Here is a 14,763-nt window from a genome sequence, read left to right as displayed (position 1 = left end):
GGACGGTTCGTCCGCCACTCCGACCGGACCGCTTTCGCTTTCCTGGCCGGACGTTTAATATATTTCTTATGTGGGGGCGTATTTGGTGTGTTCGTCGTCATGCTGCCGAGAATATGAAATTCGTTCAACTAAATGGCCGGAATACTGAAGCGCTGCTAACCGAGTTCATCCATCGAACTGGTAGTATGGTCACGCAGCATCGTCGACGCAATCGCAGGTCGACAGCGAACGAACGATGAGTCGCCACTGGAATCGCCGTCGGTATCTCGGCGCGGTCGGGGGAGCCACCGTTTCCGTTTTGGGTGGCTGTCTCGGCGGTACCGACGCCGACGGTCACGCGGAGAATCGGCCGCCGCTTTCGGAGCGGACGCTCCGGTACGGAAGCGTCCTCCCGCTTTCGGGTGAACTCGAGCAGGCGGGGAAGACGATACTGAACGGCGCATCGCTTCCCGAAATCGAACTCGAGGATGCGTCGCTGGCGGCCGACGTCGAACACGAGGTCGCCGACTCCGAGACGTCGCCGACGCGTGCGGTCGAGGCGGCGGGGTCGCTGATCGACGACGGCGTTCCCGCCATCGTCGGCGCGGCGTCCTCCGACGTGACGTTACAGATGGTACAGCGAGCGACGATTCCGTCGGGCGTCGTCTCCTGTTCGCCGGCGAGTACGACGCCGACGCTGTCGATCGTGAACGATCGCGGCTACTCGTTTCGGACGGCCCCGGTCGATTCGTTGCAGGCAGTGATCGCGGCGCGACTCGCCGCCACCGAACACGGAGCGAACTCCGCGGCGACGCTGTATGCGACGGGGGACTACGGACGACAGCTCTCGGGCGCGTTCTCGGCGTCGTTCGACGGAGCCGTCCAGCGTCAGGTCTCGTTCGACCCCGAAGCCGACGGCTACGACGAGGCGCTGGCGACAGCACTGGCAGACGATCCCGACGTGTTCTTTCTGATCTGCTATCCCGAAAGCGGCGTGCCGCTGCTCGAGGAGTACTACGACGGACACGCGGGCGAGGAGACGCTGTTCGTCAGTGACGGGATGCAAAACGAGGTGGTCGTCGACGAACTCGGCGCTCGCATCGGCGCGTACGGGACCGCCCCGACCTCGAGCGGTCCCGGTCGGTCGGCGTTTCGCTCGCTGTATCGGTCGGAGTACGGCGACGATCCGGGACTGTTCGCCGCGAACTGTTACGACGCCGCGGCGACGGTGCTGCTGGCCAACGCCGCGGCCGGCGAAAACGATGGCACGGCGATCGCCGACCGGATGTACACGGTGACGGCCGGCGAGGGGACGGAGGTACTGCCCGGCGAACTCGCCGAGGGGATCGACCTCGCGGCGGCGGGTGAGCCGATCCGGTACAGGGGTGCCTCCGGCGAGATCGAGTTCGACGAGAACGGCGACGGCGGCTCGGTCGAGTACGAGTACTTCGCGTTCGCCGACGGCGAACTCGAGGTTCGTGACGAACTGACTCCCTCGGAGGTGTCGCCATGACCGACGACGGAGACGCGGCGTCGTCGCCCGACTCGAGCGTCGGTCGGCTGGCTCGGGGGCTGGTTCCCACGTTCGTCCGGCGGAGCTACCGTGCGAAGTTCGTGATCACGATCGTCGCCGTGCTGCTCGTCATTTCGCTGGTCGGGGGAATCGGCTACGTCGATGCCGAACGGACGGTCGAGGCCGACGCGGAGCAGCAACTGACCGCGACGGTCGATATGCACGCCGACTCGATCGACGAGTGGATGATCTCGATGGAGTCGCACACGCGCTCGCTCTCGTCGGCGCAGGCACTGGCCGGCGCGGACGCCGAAACGGCCCACGCTCACGTCATCCAGGAACAGGCGAAGTTACCCGTCGACGTCCGTGCGATCCACGTGGTCGATACGAACGACGGCAACGTTCTGACGAGTACGAACGGCGAACTGCGTGGTGCGTCCGTCGACGCCGTCGACGAACCCTGGACCGAGATCGAACCGGGGATAGACCTGACCGCAGCCACCGACGTCTGGCACTCGCCGACGGCCTACACGGACGACACCGTCGAGGACCAGGTCATCTCGTTCGCCAGCCCCATCGAGGGCGACGAGGCACGGATCGCCGTCGTCGTCGGAACGATCGAGTACCGCGTCGACGGCCTCCGACAGTTACACGACGATCAGGAGACGCTGATCGTCAATACCGACGGCGAGACCGTCCTCGCGAGCGACGAACTTCGGGGAGAGCCGGATCCGGACCTCGTCGCCGAACTCGGGGAGACGCGCGACGGCACCGCGTTCGAACACGACGAGGAATCCGACCTCGTCGCCGCCTACGCCGCGACCACGAACAACGACTGGGTAGCGGTGACGACGGTCCCCGCCGAGCAGGCGTTTGCGGCCAGTAACGCCGTCGGATGGACCGTCCTCTCGGTGATCGGCGTCGGCCTCGTCGCGTTGCTGGGGGCTGGCTTCGTGCTCGCGCGCCAGACCGTCACGCCGCTCGAGACCCTCCGGGATCGGGCGCGACGGATGGAAGAGGGCGACCGGTCGGTCGACCTCGAGACGGATCGCATCGACGAGGTCGGCCGTCTCTACCGGGCGTTCGACGAGATGCGGACGTCGCTCGACGCTCGGATCACGGCCGCCGAGGAGGCGAAAGCGGAGGCCGAATCGGCTCAGCAGGACGCCGAACGGGCCCAGTCCGAGGCCGAAACCGCCCGGGAGGAGGCCGAAGCCGAACGCGAGCGGATCGCGTCGATGATGGAGGAACTCAGGCGGGTGGCCGACCAGTACGGCGACACCATGCGCGCCGCAGCCAACGGTGACCTCACCGTCCGTGCGACGGTCGACACCGACAACGAGCAGATGCGCGAGATCGGCGAGGAGTTCAACGCGATGCTCGCGGAACTCGAGGACGCCGTCGGCGAGGTCAAGCGGTTCGCGACCGACGTCGCCGCGGCCAGCGAGCAGGTGACGGCCTCGAGCGAGGAGGTCAAGACCGCCAGCGAGCAGGTCTCGGAGTCCGTCCAGGAGATTTCGGACGTCGCCGACCGACAGAGCGAGCAACTCGGGACGATCCAGTCGGAGATGTCGGGGCTCTCGGCGAGTACCGAGGAGATCGCGTCGACGGCGAGCGAGGTCGCACGCGTCGCCGAACGCACCGTCGACTCGAGCGAGCACGGCCACGAGGCGGCCCGGGACGCCATCGACGAGATGAACGAAGTCGAGGCCGAGGCCGAACGAGCGGTCGAGACGATCCGGTCGCTCGAGAGCGAGGTCGAGCGGATCGACGAACTGGTCGAGGCGATCTCCGACGTGGCCGACCAGACGAGCCTGCTCGCGCTCAACGCCTCCATCGAGGCTGCGGACGCAGGCGGTGAGGGCGACGGGTTCGCCGTCGTCGCCGACGAGGTCAAGGCGCTCTCGGCCGACGCCAAGGAGGCGGCGGCGGAGATCGAAGAGCGGATCGAAACGATCCGCGAACGAACCGAGGAATCCGTCGGCGTCGTCGAGACGACCAGCGACAGGGTTCGACAGGGAACCGAGGCCGTCGAACCGGCCGTCGACGCCCTCGAGGACATCGCGACCTACGCCGAGGAGACCAACGAGGGCGTCCAGGAGATCTCCGCCGCGACCGACGACCAGGCTGCGTCGGCCGAGGAGGTCGTGGCCGCCGTCGACGACGTCGCGGCCTCGAGCGAGGAGTCCGCGACCGAGGCGGGCACCGTCTCCGCGGCGGCGGAGGAACAGACCGCCTCCCTGACGGAAGTTACCGAGAGCGTCAGCGGCCTCGCGGACCAGGCCGCCGCCCTCTCGGATCGTCTCGAACGGTTCGAGACGGGGATCGACCCCGCCGCAGGCGACGACCCCGCGTCGGGGACGGCGTCGACCCAGCAATCGGCCGATCCCTCCAGGTAAGGCGGTCCGACCTCACGCATCGGTGCGTGACAGCTCCTACCGTCCCCTACCGTCTCGCACTTCGGACGCCTCGAGAACGATCGCTCGGTACCGAAACGCGCTCAGATTCCTTCGCTGACCCCGATGGAGCGCTCTCGAGCCGTAACGCCGAATCGAAACGGGTCGCTTAAGTGCCTTCGTCGGATAGCGACGGGTACTATGGCAAACGGCAAGTACGCCGCGCGCAAGCTCAAGAAGGACCGCCAGGAGCAGCGGTGGTCCGACTCGGACTACGCGCGCCGCGCCCGTGGGCTTCGGGAGAAATCCGACCCGCTCGAGGGTGCGCCGCAGGCTCGAGGTATCGTACTGGAGAAGGTCGGCATCGAGGCGAAACAGCCCAACTCGGCGATCCGGAAGTGCGTCCGGGTCCAGCTGATCAAGAACGGGAAGCAGGTCACCGCCTTCTGTCCCGGCGACGGTGCCATCTCGTTCATCGACGAACACGACGAGGTCACCATCGCCGGTATCGGTGGGGCCAAGGGTCGTGCGATGGGCGACCTCTCCGGCGTCAACTACAAGGTCGACAAGGTCAACGGCGTCGCGCTCATCGAACTCGTTCGCGGGAACGCCGAGAAACCGGTGCGCTAACCATGGCAGTGGAAGACCAACCCGATCCGGACGCCCCCGCGGGAGGAACGGACGTCGGCGCGAAGCTGTTCGGCGAGTGGGAGATCGGCGAGATCGAGTACTCCGATCCCTCGACCGAGCGCTACATCACGGTGACGCCGATCGCTCACACCGCCGGTCGCCACGCCAGCAAGCAGTTCAAGAAGTCCCAGATCTCCATCGTCGAGCGGTTCATCAACCGCCTGATGCAGACCGAGGAGAACACGGGCAAGAAACAGCAGACGCTCAACTTCGTCCGTGAGGCCTTCGAGATCGTCCACGAGCGCACCGAGGAGAACCCCGTCCAGGTACTCGTGAGCGCGGTCGAGAACGCGGCTCCGCGCGAGGAGACCGTCCGCCTCAAATACGGTGGTATCTCGGTCCCGAAGGCCGTCGACGTCGCCCCGCAGCGGCGCGTCGACCAGGCCCTGAAGTTCCTCGCCGAAGGCGTCTACAACGACTCGTTCAAGACGACGACGCCCGTCGAGGAGGCCATCGCCTCCCAGCTCATCGGCGCGGCCAACAACGACGTGCAGACCTACGCCGTCAGTCAGAAAGAAGAGAAAGAGCGCGTCGCGGCTGCTGCCCGCTAACGCGGTTCTCGCTTCTGTTTCGCTGGGTCACTCGAGAGCACCTGCTCGCTCCATCCATGGAGACGGCGGGAGTTCGACTCGCCGATCGATGACCGAACGGGAAGCGACGTCTCTACCGGAGCCGTCGCTCCTCGAGTCTACGTTCGACGCCGTCGAAGCGAGACGGGGACTGAACGCCCGACGGTGCGCCCGGATCGATTCGCGGTGTTCGTAGCCGAGTACCGCGACGCGTCGGACGGCACGCCCGCCGGACTCGGGCATCGGCGTGGACCCCCCGTCGGCCATCCGGACCGATAGTGTGGCAAACGTATCGCGACCCGGCTGCTACCACCACTCGTATCAACTGAGTTACTGAAACTGGCTGCAGGGAACCGTTTTTGTCCGGGCGCGACAGGTACGGGACGATGACGCGGACGCTCCCTCGTGGGACGATACTCAAGTACTACGGCTACCAGGCCGCTGACTCCGTCGGCTTCATCTGGCCGGTGTTTACGCTCTTTCTGCTGTGGAACGATCTCACGTACGCCCAGATCGGGGCGCTGAGTGCTATTTCGGCAGTTCTCGTGGTCGGTCTCGAGGTGCCGACCGGCTACGTGGCGGACCGAATCGGCCGGCGGAACGCGATGGCACTCGGGATGGGAGCGATGACGGTATCGATCGCTGGCTTCGTCGTCGCGACGACGTTTCTCGAGTTCGTGGTTCTCTACGCGTTCTGGTCGGTATCGTTGGCGCTCCAGTCCGGAACGGCGGACGCCTGGCTGTACGACACCCTCTCCGAAGCCCTCCGGGACGAGGAGTTTACGCGGATCCGCGGACGGGGCGGTGCGGTCTATCAGTGGACGTCGGGGGTGACGATGATCCTCGGCGGATTCCTCTACGTCGTTCACCCGACCTACCCGTTCTTCGCGTCGGCCGTACTGAACGCGGCCGGGGTCGTGATCGTGCTCACGATGCCGCGAAACTCCCGGTTTCGAGACGACGGGGTCGCGGCCGACCGGCTCGGTCCCCGTCAGTCGCTGGAACTCGTCCGAGCGGAGTTCACGCGACCCGGACTCCGGTCGTTCGTCGCCTACGTGGCCCTGTTTTTCGCCGTCACCCGGACCGCCGACGAGTACATTCAGCCGATCACGACCGACGTTCTCGAGGCGGCCTTCGAGGCGGTGTCGCTCGCCGGAGCGATCCCCGAAGAAACGACGCTGGGATTTCTGTACGCGGGTTTCGCACTCCTCGCCGCCGTTGCGAGCTATCACGCGGAGACGGTCCGCGACCTGGTCGGGCTTCGGCGAACGGTAGTGTGGCTTCCGATCGCCGTCGCGGGCTGTTTACTCCTTCCGCGGCTGGTGCCGTTGCTCGCGATCCCGGTGTTTCTCGCCATGAAGGGAGCGTCGGCGCTCTGGGAACCGCTCGTCACCCAGTATCTCAACGACGCGACCGGATCGGCCGGTCGGGCGACCGTACTGAGTGCGGCGTCGATGGCGTACGCACTCGTTCGCGCGCCGGTGATGCCGCTCGCCGGATTCGCCGCCGACGTCGTCGGCCCGGTCTCGACCGTCGCGTGGCTCGGGGTGGCGTTCCTGTTGCTCGCACCCGGAGTCGCCCTCCGCTGGACCGCGGGCCCGGAACCAGTCGACCAGTCGGCCGGATCGACGTGATCCCGGCCGAATCGAAACGGGTTCGCACTGGACCGACGCCCCACAATCGTCGTTTCCCCGAAAAACCGCCGGCTCCCCCGGTCAATCGGCCGCGCTGACACCCGCGTTTCTACCGGTCACGTACGCTCGCGTGGCGTCGACGAGCGCCTTCCGGTACGTGCTCGCGTCCGGTTCCCTGCCGAGTTCCTTGAACCGGCGTTTGAACCCCTCGAAATCGACGCCCGGGGCGTCCATCGCGGCGACGTGTGCGAGGTCGTACAGCCGGTGGTCGTCGTCGACGAGGTCGTGGCGCTCCGCAAGCGCCAGCGCGAACGCCGCGTTGACCGCCGTGATCTCGGGATCGGCGCTGGCCGAGAGCCGCTGGAGACCCGGACGCGAGGGCGTCTGGGGACGGTCGGCGACTGCGGTCGCGAGGCTCGACTCGAGGTACGAGAGGAGTTTCTCGCCGGGACCGACCGAGAGGGTGATGTCGTCGGCGTAGATGTCTTTCATGTGGTTGGCGATCTGGTAGCAGTGGGCGAGTTTCCGTCGCTCGACGCTCTTGCCGGCCAGCGCGAGGTAGAGGACCTCCTCGATCGACTGCGTGTGAGAGGGGTGTTCCTGTTCGTACCTGGCCATGTGGGCCAGCTCGTGGAGGACGAGTTCGCGGGCCATGGCGCTCGAGGCGGCCTGGCGGGAGATGTTCAGCACGTGGTGGTCGTCGTAGTGGCCGGCCCAGGTCCGCTCGTCGGGGTCGTCCCGTAACTGGACGCGGACCGGCAGCGAGAGGTCGTGTTCGGTTTCGAAGAGGTCACGCGCGCTGAGAAACGGAGACGTGGGCCCGGGGCCCTGAACGCGTATATCCATGTGTGTAGCTACCAAGGGTTGGGGCTGTATGTCTCTTACGCCCGCCTTCGCGGGCCGCGAACGGAGGATGTTACGGACGGCGTTCGGATCCACTCGCTCGACTCGTTGGTTTACCCCGTCTATCGATGCCGCGCCTGTCGTCGCAACGCCAACGGGTGACGTAGAACGGTTCGCATATCCGGACGCTGATCGGGACAACGCTCAGTACAGGTCGTGTAGATATCGTTTCGTACCTCGCCTGGCAGTCTGTAGTGGCGCGTGCTGTCGATCGACCGAGTGACTACGAGGTCGATCGACGAAATCGCGCGAGGTCTTCGTGAGCTGAGCGAACGAAGGCTTGGAAGACGCTTGCGTCTTCCAGTGGATGAGTGAGGGAGCGTAGCGACCGAACGAATCGGTTGGGGAGGGTGTGGCTACTCCCCGTGTCCACGATAGCGGGACGCTTCGTTTCACCGAGTCCTCTAACGAACACCCCGATCAATACTCGGACAAAGGGACCGACCGACGCGTCGTTCGATCCGACGTCGTCGATGCTGAGAATGTCCCCTCGATTCTCGGCCCCCGTAACTGAACGGTCTCGAAACGTCCGACGAAAGGAAAACGTGTTACGCCCGCCGCACCGAGTGATGGGACATGACCGTGCTGGACGACGCCCGCGCGTTGCTCGAGACGGACCCCGTCTGCGATTCCTGTCTCGGCCGCCCCTTCGCCGACCGGAGTTTCGGGTTGACCAACGTCGACCGCGGCCGGGCGCTGCGGACGACCATCGCCCTCGAGGACGACGCCGACTACGAGCCCGACGACCCCGCAGACTGCTGGGTTTGCGAGGGGTACTGCGGGACGTTCGACGCCGTCGCGTCGGCCATCGTCGACGCGCTCGAGGGGGTCGACTTCTCGACCTACCAGGTGGGAACCCGCGTGCCGCCGCTGGTCGAGGAGAACGAGCGCCTGCTCCGGGAGGACGCCGGCCTGGATCCGGACGTCGGCGAGTCGATGAAACGCGAGGTCAACCGCGAGGTCGGCCGCCGCCTCGGCGCGAAGACGGGCGCAGACGTGGACTTCGACCGGCCGGACGTGCTCGCGGTCGTCGACCTCGAGGGGTTCGACCCGCTCGAGGCCCTCGAGTCGGGGTCGGTAACGGGCCACGCGGTCGACGTCCAGCTCAACCCGGCGTTCGTCTACGGCCGCTACCGCAAGCTCGAGCGCGACATCCCCCAGACGGAGTGGCCCTGCCGGGAGTGTGGCGGCAGCGGCGTTCAGCTTGCCGACGACGGCGAGGAGCCCTGCGAATACTGCGACGGAACCGGCTACATGTACGAGACCAGCGTCGAGGAGACCGTCAGACCCCACGTCGTCGAGGCGATGGACGGCGACGAGGGGAAGTTCCACGGTGCGGGCCGCGAGGACGTCGACGCGCGGATGCTCGGCGAGGGTCGGCCGTTCGTCCTCGAGGTGAAACGCCCGCGCGTGCGCGAGCCGGACGTCGCGGCGCTCGAGCGCGAGATCAACGAGGTGGCCGACGGCGTCGAGGTCGAGGGGCTACGGCTGGCCACCTACGAGATGGTCGAGCGCGTCAAGGAACACGACGCGAGCAAGCGCTACCGCGCCGCCGTCGCGTTCGCCGACCCCGTCGACGAGGCCGAGTTCGAGACCGCCCTCGCGGAACTCTCGGGGACGACCGTCGAGCAGTACACGCCCCAGCGGGTCGATCACCGGCGGGCGAACCTCACCCGCGAGCGGACCGTCTACGACATCGACGGGGACCTCGAGTCACCCACCGAGGCCGAAGTTCGCCTCCACGGCGAGGGCGGTCTCTACGTCAAGGAACTGATCAGCAGCGACGACGGGCGTACGGAGCCGAGTCTGGCCGGCCTGCTCGAGACCGACGCCGAGGTGACGGCGCTGGACGTCACCGGCGTCGAGGGCGAGGAGGAACCGTTCGAACAGGAGGCGTACTTCCGGGACGACCCTCGGTCCTGATTCCAGTGACGATGGGCGTGTCCGACCGCGGTCGATCAGTCCGCCTCGAGACGAGACCGAACCCGGCTAACGTAGGTGTTCCCGTCCCAGCTCCGTGCGGTTGCGATCGTATCCAGCAGTGACATCGCCTCGTTTGGGGACAGCCTTCCACGCCGCGTAAACGACGAGAGCAGCGTCGGCGTCGTTACGAGGCGGGTGTCGGCGAGCGACGCGTGGATGAGTCCGAGACTGTTGAACTCGTCGCACAGGAGGACGTCGCTCTCCCGTTCGTTCGCCAGACTCACGGCCGCGTTCTCGCCCTCGTCGAGGGGAAACGTTTCGTCGAGGGCGACGTCGTACAACCGTTCGTCGGAGACGTGCTCGAGAACGTTCCCCGCCGCGGTGCCGTGTTCGTCGTCGTACGAGGCGATCTCCTCGAGTTCACGGTCGACGGGCTGCGGAACGACGAGTTCGTACGCCTCCTCGAGTAGCTCGAGCGGAGCGGGCTCGTGGTCGTCGGCGATCCCGAGGCTGACGAGTGCCGACGTATCGGCGACCAGCTCCGGCATCTATAGTTCGGCGAGTTCGTCGATGTAGTCGTCGTCGAGCTGCCGCTTGAGGACCCGGAAGTTCGCCGCTTCCTCCCGACCGACGAGGTCGACAAGTTGCTCGAAGGTGATCTCGTCGTCGTAGTACGCGGCTGCGATCTCCTGTTTGAGGTCGTCGTCGTGGGTCGCTTCACGGAGGTATTCGCGAAGCGCGGTCACGAGGACGTCCGTCCGATCCGAACCGAGTACCGTCGCGAGTGCATCCGCTCGATCGATGAGACGATCAGGGGCGCGAAACTGCACGCGTTTCTTCTCGGAACTCACTGTGTGTACGTTGTACGCCTATCCGGATAGCCGTTACGCAGACGGACCGCTGGTGCTCGAGTCCCAGTCCGTCGATCAGTCCGATTCCGTCGTCTCGCGGGCCGGATCGTGCGTCTCGTACCACTCGAGGATCTCCTCGAGTCGGTGGATCGCGCGGTCGGGGTCGCCGATGTTGTGGTGTTCGTCGGGGTAGACGACGAGTTTCGCGTCGACGCCCTGCTTGCGCGCGGCGACGTACAGCTGTTCGGACTGGGTGGGCGGACACCGCCAGTCCTTCCCGCCGGCCATCACGAGCAGCGGCGTCTCGATCTCGCCGGCGTCGAGGATGGCGGAGGCGTCGTCGTAGGTCTCGGGGTTCTCCCAGGGGAGGCCGAAGTCGGCCTCCGTCCAGTTGTGCGAGTCGCTGGTGCCGAACTCCGAGCGGAGGTCGTAGATCCCGTGTTCCGGCACGGCGGCGGTAAACAGGTCCGTCTGGGTGACGAGATAGCCCTGGGCGATCCCGCCGTAGGAGAAGCCGTAGCCGAAGACCCGGTCGGGATCGGCCCACCCTCGGTCGACGAGCGCGTCGACGCCGGCGACGACGTCCTCGACCTCCGCGGTGCCCCAGCGCCCGCGAAGCACCTCGGCGAACTCGCGGCCCCGCGAGGTGCCGCCGCGGTAGTTCGGCCGGAAGACGACGTAGCCGCGACTGGTCAGTACGGCGTGGTTGAAGCTGAAGACCGGTTCGTCGTAGGACATCGGCCCGCCGTGGATCGCGACCACGACCGGGTGCGGACCATCGGCGAGGTCGACGTCGGGGTCGTGGTAGACGACGCCGTCGAGCGTCCAGCCGTCGGACTCCCACTCGACGCGCCGGACCGCCGGCATCGGATACCGCTCGAGCAGGTCGTCGTTGACCGCCGACAGCCGACGGAGCGAGTCGGGTTCGGTCGCCGCCTCGAGGTCGTCGACCGCGACGGCGTGGACGTCCGTCCCCTCCTGCGGATGGGAGAAGATGAGGGCGGCGGTCTCGCCGTCGTCGGCGACGTCGAGGCCGAGGATCGCCCGGTCGTCGCCCTGGGCCTCGAAGACGCGGTCGACGGTACCGTCCAGTCCCGCACGGACGATCCTGGTGCGCGCCTCGTCGCCGACGAGCGTGTAAGCCGCGTCGTCGGCCCACTCGATCGTTCCCCAGAAGGCGACGGTTCGATCGAGGTCGGCCGTCAGCGACCGGAGTTCCTCGCCGTCGTCGTAGTACACTTCGGCGGGTCGACACCAGTTCTCGGGATCGCTGGCGACGAACCCGAGGCCGCCGTCCGGACGCCAGGTCGGTCGCGAGCACTGGAGTTCGCCGTCGGTCACCCGCCTGAGGTCCGAGCCGTCCGGTGCGATCGTGTAGACGTCACGGACCATCGTGTCGTCGGGGCGCTCGAGCCGACAGGAGAGGAACGCGATGCGATCGGTCGGCCCCCACCGGGGCTGCATGCCCTCGAGGTCCTCGAACGCGCCGCCGCCGTAGGCGTCGTCCAGTCGCGTCGTCTCGTCGGTCGCGAGGTCGACGACGAACAGGTAGCTCGTCACCTCGTCGGTCCAGCCCGCGCCGTCGACCTTGTGCTGGAGTCGCGTCGTCTCGACAGGGCCGCCCTCCCGGACCTGCTCGAGGTACTCCTGCTCGTCGTCGGTCGGGTCCCGCGCGGCGATCACGAGACGGTCGCCGTCGGGCGACCAGTCGAATCCCGTGACGCCGTCCTCACGCTCGGTCACCTGCCGGGCGTCGCCGCCGCGGGCGAGGTCGAACAGCCAGACCTGCCGTTTCGGCTCGTCGTCGCCGTTCCCCCCGTCGGGGGTCTCGTCCGTCTCGCTTTCGGCGTCCTCCTCGTCCTCGTTGTCCTCGTCGTCGTTCGTCTCGGCGTCGTCCTCGTCACGGTCCTGCCAGCCGACGCGCCGGTCGACGTCGGTCTCGCGTGCGGCGAGGAAGGCCAGTCGGTCCCCCTCGGGGCTCCAGGTCGGGTTCGCCGCCCCGGCGACTGTCGTCAGGCGGTGTGGCTCCCGGGAGCCGTCCGTCGGCACGACGAACAGCGAGGTGACGGCCTCCTCGGCGGACTGGTCGTACTCCGTCGCGGTGAACGCGACCCGATCCCCGTCGGGCGACGTCGCGACGTCCGTTATCTCGGTGAGGTCGTAGTACGACTCGAGCGGTAACTCGCTGCGTTCTGTCACGCACTCACCATTTCAACGACGGCTAATAGGTGTTTCCCGACCGTGGGAGAAAATACCACACCAACGGACGCCGGTGGACGGTCCGGGTGCCGCCTCGGCAGCGACCGATCGGACAACGCAACGGGTTAGTACCCCGCGACGGATCCTCGAGGTATGCCACTCGGCGTCGACGAGGCGGGGAAGGGGCCGGCGCTGGGATCGATGTTCGCCGCAGCCGTCTCCTGTCCCGATCCAGACGCGCTCCCGGCGGGCATCGCCGACTCGAAGCGCCTCGAGCCGTCCCGACGGGAGCAACTGGCGGACCGACTGCGCGCGGACGACCGGATCGCCGTCGGCGTCGCCGAGATCACGCCCGCGCGGATCGACGACCCCGAGACCGACATGAACTCGCTGGCGGTCGCGGCCCACGCCGACGCGATCGCCGACTGTCTCGAGGCGTGGGACCGCGAGTCCCCCGTGTCCGCCCTCTGTGACGCCTGCGATACCGACGCCGATCGGTTCGCGAGGCGGGTTCGGGAGGCCTGTCCGGACGGACTCGAGGCGAATCTCGAGGTCGACGCCCGCCACGGGGCCGACGACGACGCGCCGATCGTCGGCGCGGCCAGCATCGTCGCGAAGGTCGAGCGCGACGCCCACGTCGACGCGCTGGCCGAGGAGTACGGCCCGGTCGGCAGCGGCTACCCCGGCGACCCGACCACGCGCGAGTTCCTCGAGGCCTACGTCGACGACCACGGCGAGTTACCCGCCTGCGCCCGCGAATCGTGGTCGACCTGTCAGGACCTACTCGCAGACGCCCAGCAAACCAGCCTCGAGGGGTTCTGAGCACGTCGTGGCCGCGACGTGTCGACCGATTTATAGTCTCGCCGGATCCAGCAGTGGGTAACGCGTGCTCGACGTACTCGCGCTACTGGCGCTCGCCGCAATCGGAACGGCCGTCGTCTGGAAGGGAAGTGACTGGCTCGAGACGTCGGCCAACCAGCTCGCGGCCGGCTACGGCGTTCCCGCGGTCGTCCAGGGCGCGATCATCGCCGCCGCCGGCTCGAGCATGCCGGAACTGGTCAGCGTGCTGGTCTCGACGTTCCTCCACGAGGAGTTCGAGGTCGGCGTCGGCGCTATCGTCGGCTCGGCGGTGTTCAACCTGCTCGTCGTGCCGGCAGTGTCGGTGCTGGCCGTCGAGAGCGACGGCATGGAGACGGGTCGCGCGCTCGTCTACAAGGAGGCGCTGTTCTACATGCTCGCGGTCGCCTCGCTCCTGCTGACGTTCTCGCTGGCGGTCATCTACTACCCGGCCGCCGGCCCGGGCCTCCAGGGGACGGTCACCCGACCGCTCGCGCTGTTCCCGCTGGCCCTGTACGTCCTCTATCTGTTCACCCAGTACCTCGATACGGCCGAGGACGACACGGCGGCCGACGAATCGATCGCCCGCGGCCGGGCCTGGCTGTGGTTCGTCCTCGGGCTGGTGGTGATCATCGTCGGCGTCGAGGGACTGGTCCGGGCCGCGATCGGCCTGGGCGAGGCCTTCGGCACGCCCGCGTTCCTCTGGGGGATGACCGTCGTCGCCGCCGGCTCGAGCATCCCCGACGCGTTCGTCAGCGTCGTCGCCGCCCGGTCGGGGCGGGCGTCGGTCAGCCTCGCGAACGTCCTCGGGAGCAACATCTTCGACCTGCTCGTCGCGGTGCCGATCGGCGTCGTCATCGCCGGCACCCTCGATATCACGTTCGACCACGTCGTCCCCATGATGGGCTTTCTGGTCCTCGCGACGATCGTCTTCTTCGCGATCGCCCGCACCGACATGCTGCTGTCCGATCGGGAAGCCAGGCTGTTGCTCGGCGTCTACGGCCTGTTCGTCGTCTGGCTCGTCCTCGAGAGCGTCGGCGTTACGACCGTCGTGCCGAGCTGAATCGCGGTCGCCGTCCTCGCGTTCGTACGCGCAGAAGGTGCACGAGCAGGCTGGGCGTTTTTGCCCGTCGGTCGCGGCCGTTGTGCTGATACCATGCCTCTCTGTACGAACTGCGGCGAGCCGGTCTCTCTCGATTTCGCGCGCGTCTACGGCGAGGACGGAACGGTCGAGTGGTGTCCGCGCTGTCGCGACCGCTAAAAGGGCGG

The 14,763-nt window shown here is 67.3% G+C and carries 13 protein-coding genes; 9 read left to right on the top strand and 4 right to left on the bottom strand.

Going from position 1 to position 14,763, the window contains the following annotated elements:
* Positions 1–235: 235 nt before the first annotated feature.
* The 5 genes from TX79_RS07005 (at position 236) to TX79_RS06985 (ending at position 6,781) form a co-directional block, all read left to right on the top strand.
* Positions 236–1,492: an ABC transporter substrate-binding protein gene (locus TX79_RS07005; RefSeq protein WP_049926699.1), complete on the top strand. Its 1,257-nt coding sequence runs from the start codon at positions 236–238 to the stop codon at positions 1,490–1,492.
* Positions 1,489–3,891, top strand: a complete 2,403-nt coding sequence (locus TX79_RS07000) for a methyl-accepting chemotaxis protein (RefSeq protein WP_049926697.1) — start codon at positions 1,489–1,491, stop codon at positions 3,889–3,891. The genes TX79_RS07005 and TX79_RS07000 overlap by 4 nt, the downstream gene beginning before the upstream one ends.
* A 198-nt stretch (positions 3,892–4,089) precedes the next feature.
* Positions 4,090–4,518 (top strand): 30S ribosomal protein S12, encoded by a 429-nt coding sequence (locus TX79_RS06995; protein WP_049926695.1) that lies wholly within the window; start codon positions 4,090–4,092, stop codon positions 4,516–4,518.
* A 2-nt stretch (positions 4,519–4,520) separates the two neighbouring features.
* Entirely contained in the window at positions 4,521–5,129 is a 609-nt protein-coding gene (locus TX79_RS06990) for a 30S ribosomal protein S7 (protein WP_049926693.1), read from the top strand.
* A 404-nt stretch (positions 5,130–5,533) separates the two neighbouring features.
* A complete protein-coding gene (locus TX79_RS06985; protein WP_049926692.1) occupies positions 5,534–6,781 on the top strand; it encodes an MFS transporter in 1,248 nt (415 codons plus the stop codon).
* 81 nt (positions 6,782–6,862) lie between these two features.
* On the opposite strand, the gene TX79_RS06980 is transcribed toward TX79_RS06985, so the two are convergent.
* Positions 6,863–7,627 (bottom strand): DUF5781 family protein, encoded by a 765-nt coding sequence (locus tag TX79_RS06980; protein WP_049926691.1) that lies wholly within the window; start codon positions 7,625–7,627, stop codon positions 6,863–6,865.
* A 633-nt stretch (positions 7,628–8,260) separates the two neighbouring features.
* Between TX79_RS06980 and TX79_RS06975 the strand changes: the two genes are divergently transcribed.
* Positions 8,261–9,607 (top strand): tRNA pseudouridine(54/55) synthase Pus10, encoded by a 1,347-nt coding sequence (locus TX79_RS06975; protein WP_049926688.1) that lies wholly within the window; start codon positions 8,261–8,263, stop codon positions 9,605–9,607.
* A 35-nt stretch (positions 9,608–9,642) separates the two neighbouring features.
* On the opposite strand, the gene TX79_RS06970 is transcribed toward TX79_RS06975, so the two are convergent.
* The 3 genes from TX79_RS06970 to TX79_RS06960 all read right to left on the bottom strand — a co-directional run bounded on the left by TX79_RS06970 (position 9,643) and on the right by TX79_RS06960 (position 12,657).
* The gene (locus tag TX79_RS06970; RefSeq protein WP_049926686.1) at positions 9,643–10,155 is read right to left on the bottom strand and encodes a hypothetical protein; all 513 of its coding nucleotides are present in this window, start codon (positions 10,153–10,155) and stop codon (positions 9,643–9,645) included.
* Complete coding sequence (locus tag TX79_RS06965) at positions 10,156–10,458, bottom strand: hypothetical protein (RefSeq protein ID WP_049926684.1); 303 nt, start codon at positions 10,456–10,458, stop codon at positions 10,156–10,158.
* Positions 10,459–10,533: 75 nt separating this feature from the next.
* Positions 10,534–12,657 carry an alpha/beta hydrolase family protein gene (locus tag TX79_RS06960; RefSeq protein ID WP_049926682.1) on the bottom strand — a complete coding sequence of 708 codons (2,124 nt, stop codon included), beginning with the start codon at positions 12,655–12,657 and terminating at the stop codon, positions 10,534–10,536.
* A 153-nt stretch (positions 12,658–12,810) separates the two neighbouring features.
* Here TX79_RS06960 and rnhB point away from each other — a divergent pair, with 153 nt between their 5' ends.
* The 3 genes from rnhB (at position 12,811) to TX79_RS20130 (ending at position 14,755) form a co-directional block, all read left to right on the top strand.
* Entirely contained in the window at positions 12,811–13,479 is a 669-nt protein-coding gene (rnhB, locus tag TX79_RS06955; RefSeq protein WP_049926680.1) for a ribonuclease HII, read from the top strand.
* A 64-nt stretch (positions 13,480–13,543) separates the two neighbouring features.
* Positions 13,544–14,557 carry a sodium:calcium antiporter gene (locus TX79_RS06950; RefSeq protein ID WP_049926678.1) on the top strand — a complete coding sequence of 338 codons (1,014 nt, stop codon included), beginning with the start codon at positions 13,544–13,546 and terminating at the stop codon, positions 14,555–14,557.
* A 93-nt stretch (positions 14,558–14,650) separates the two neighbouring features.
* The gene (locus TX79_RS20130) at positions 14,651–14,755 is read left to right on the top strand and encodes a DUF7563 family protein (protein WP_449271619.1); all 105 of its coding nucleotides are present in this window, start codon (positions 14,651–14,653) and stop codon (positions 14,753–14,755) included.
* Positions 14,756–14,763 lie beyond the last annotated feature (8 nt).

Origin of the sequence: Halopiger goleimassiliensis (assembly GCF_000455345.1) — an archaeon.
Lineage (GTDB): Archaea > Halobacteriota > Halobacteria > Halobacteriales > Natrialbaceae > Halopiger_A > Halopiger_A goleimassiliensis.
The sequence above is the reverse complement of the archived record's forward strand: the minus strand, read 5'-3'. Positions and strand labels throughout refer to the sequence as shown.

What these genes read in the sequence shown, in the direction of transcription:
- TX79_RS07005 (WP_049926699.1), top strand. Translation starts at nt 236, where the DNA reads ATGAGTCGCCACTGGAATCGCCGTCGGTATCTCGGCGCGGTCGGGGGA.
- TX79_RS07000 (WP_049926697.1), top strand. Translation starts at nt 1,489, where the DNA reads ATGACCGACGACGGAGACGCGGCGTCGTCGCCCGACTCGAGCGTCGGT.
- TX79_RS06995 (WP_049926695.1), top strand. Translation starts at nt 4,090, where the DNA reads ATGGCAAACGGCAAGTACGCCGCGCGCAAGCTCAAGAAGGACCGCCAG.
- TX79_RS06990 (WP_049926693.1), top strand. Translation starts at nt 4,521, where the DNA reads ATGGCAGTGGAAGACCAACCCGATCCGGACGCCCCCGCGGGAGGAACG.
- TX79_RS06985 (WP_049926692.1), top strand. Translation starts at nt 5,534, where the DNA reads ATGACGCGGACGCTCCCTCGTGGGACGATACTCAAGTACTACGGCTAC.
- TX79_RS06980 (WP_049926691.1), bottom strand. Translation starts at nt 7,627, where the DNA reads ATGGATATACGCGTTCAGGGCCCCGGGCCCACGTCTCCGTTTCTCAGC.
- TX79_RS06975 (WP_049926688.1), top strand. Translation starts at nt 8,261, where the DNA reads ATGACCGTGCTGGACGACGCCCGCGCGTTGCTCGAGACGGACCCCGTC.
- TX79_RS06970 (WP_049926686.1), bottom strand. Translation starts at nt 10,155, where the DNA reads ATGCCGGAGCTGGTCGCCGATACGTCGGCACTCGTCAGCCTCGGGATC.
- rnhB (WP_049926680.1), top strand. Translation starts at nt 12,811, where the DNA reads ATGCCACTCGGCGTCGACGAGGCGGGGAAGGGGCCGGCGCTGGGATCG.
- TX79_RS20130 (WP_449271619.1), top strand. Translation starts at nt 14,651, where the DNA reads ATGCCTCTCTGTACGAACTGCGGCGAGCCGGTCTCTCTCGATTTCGCG.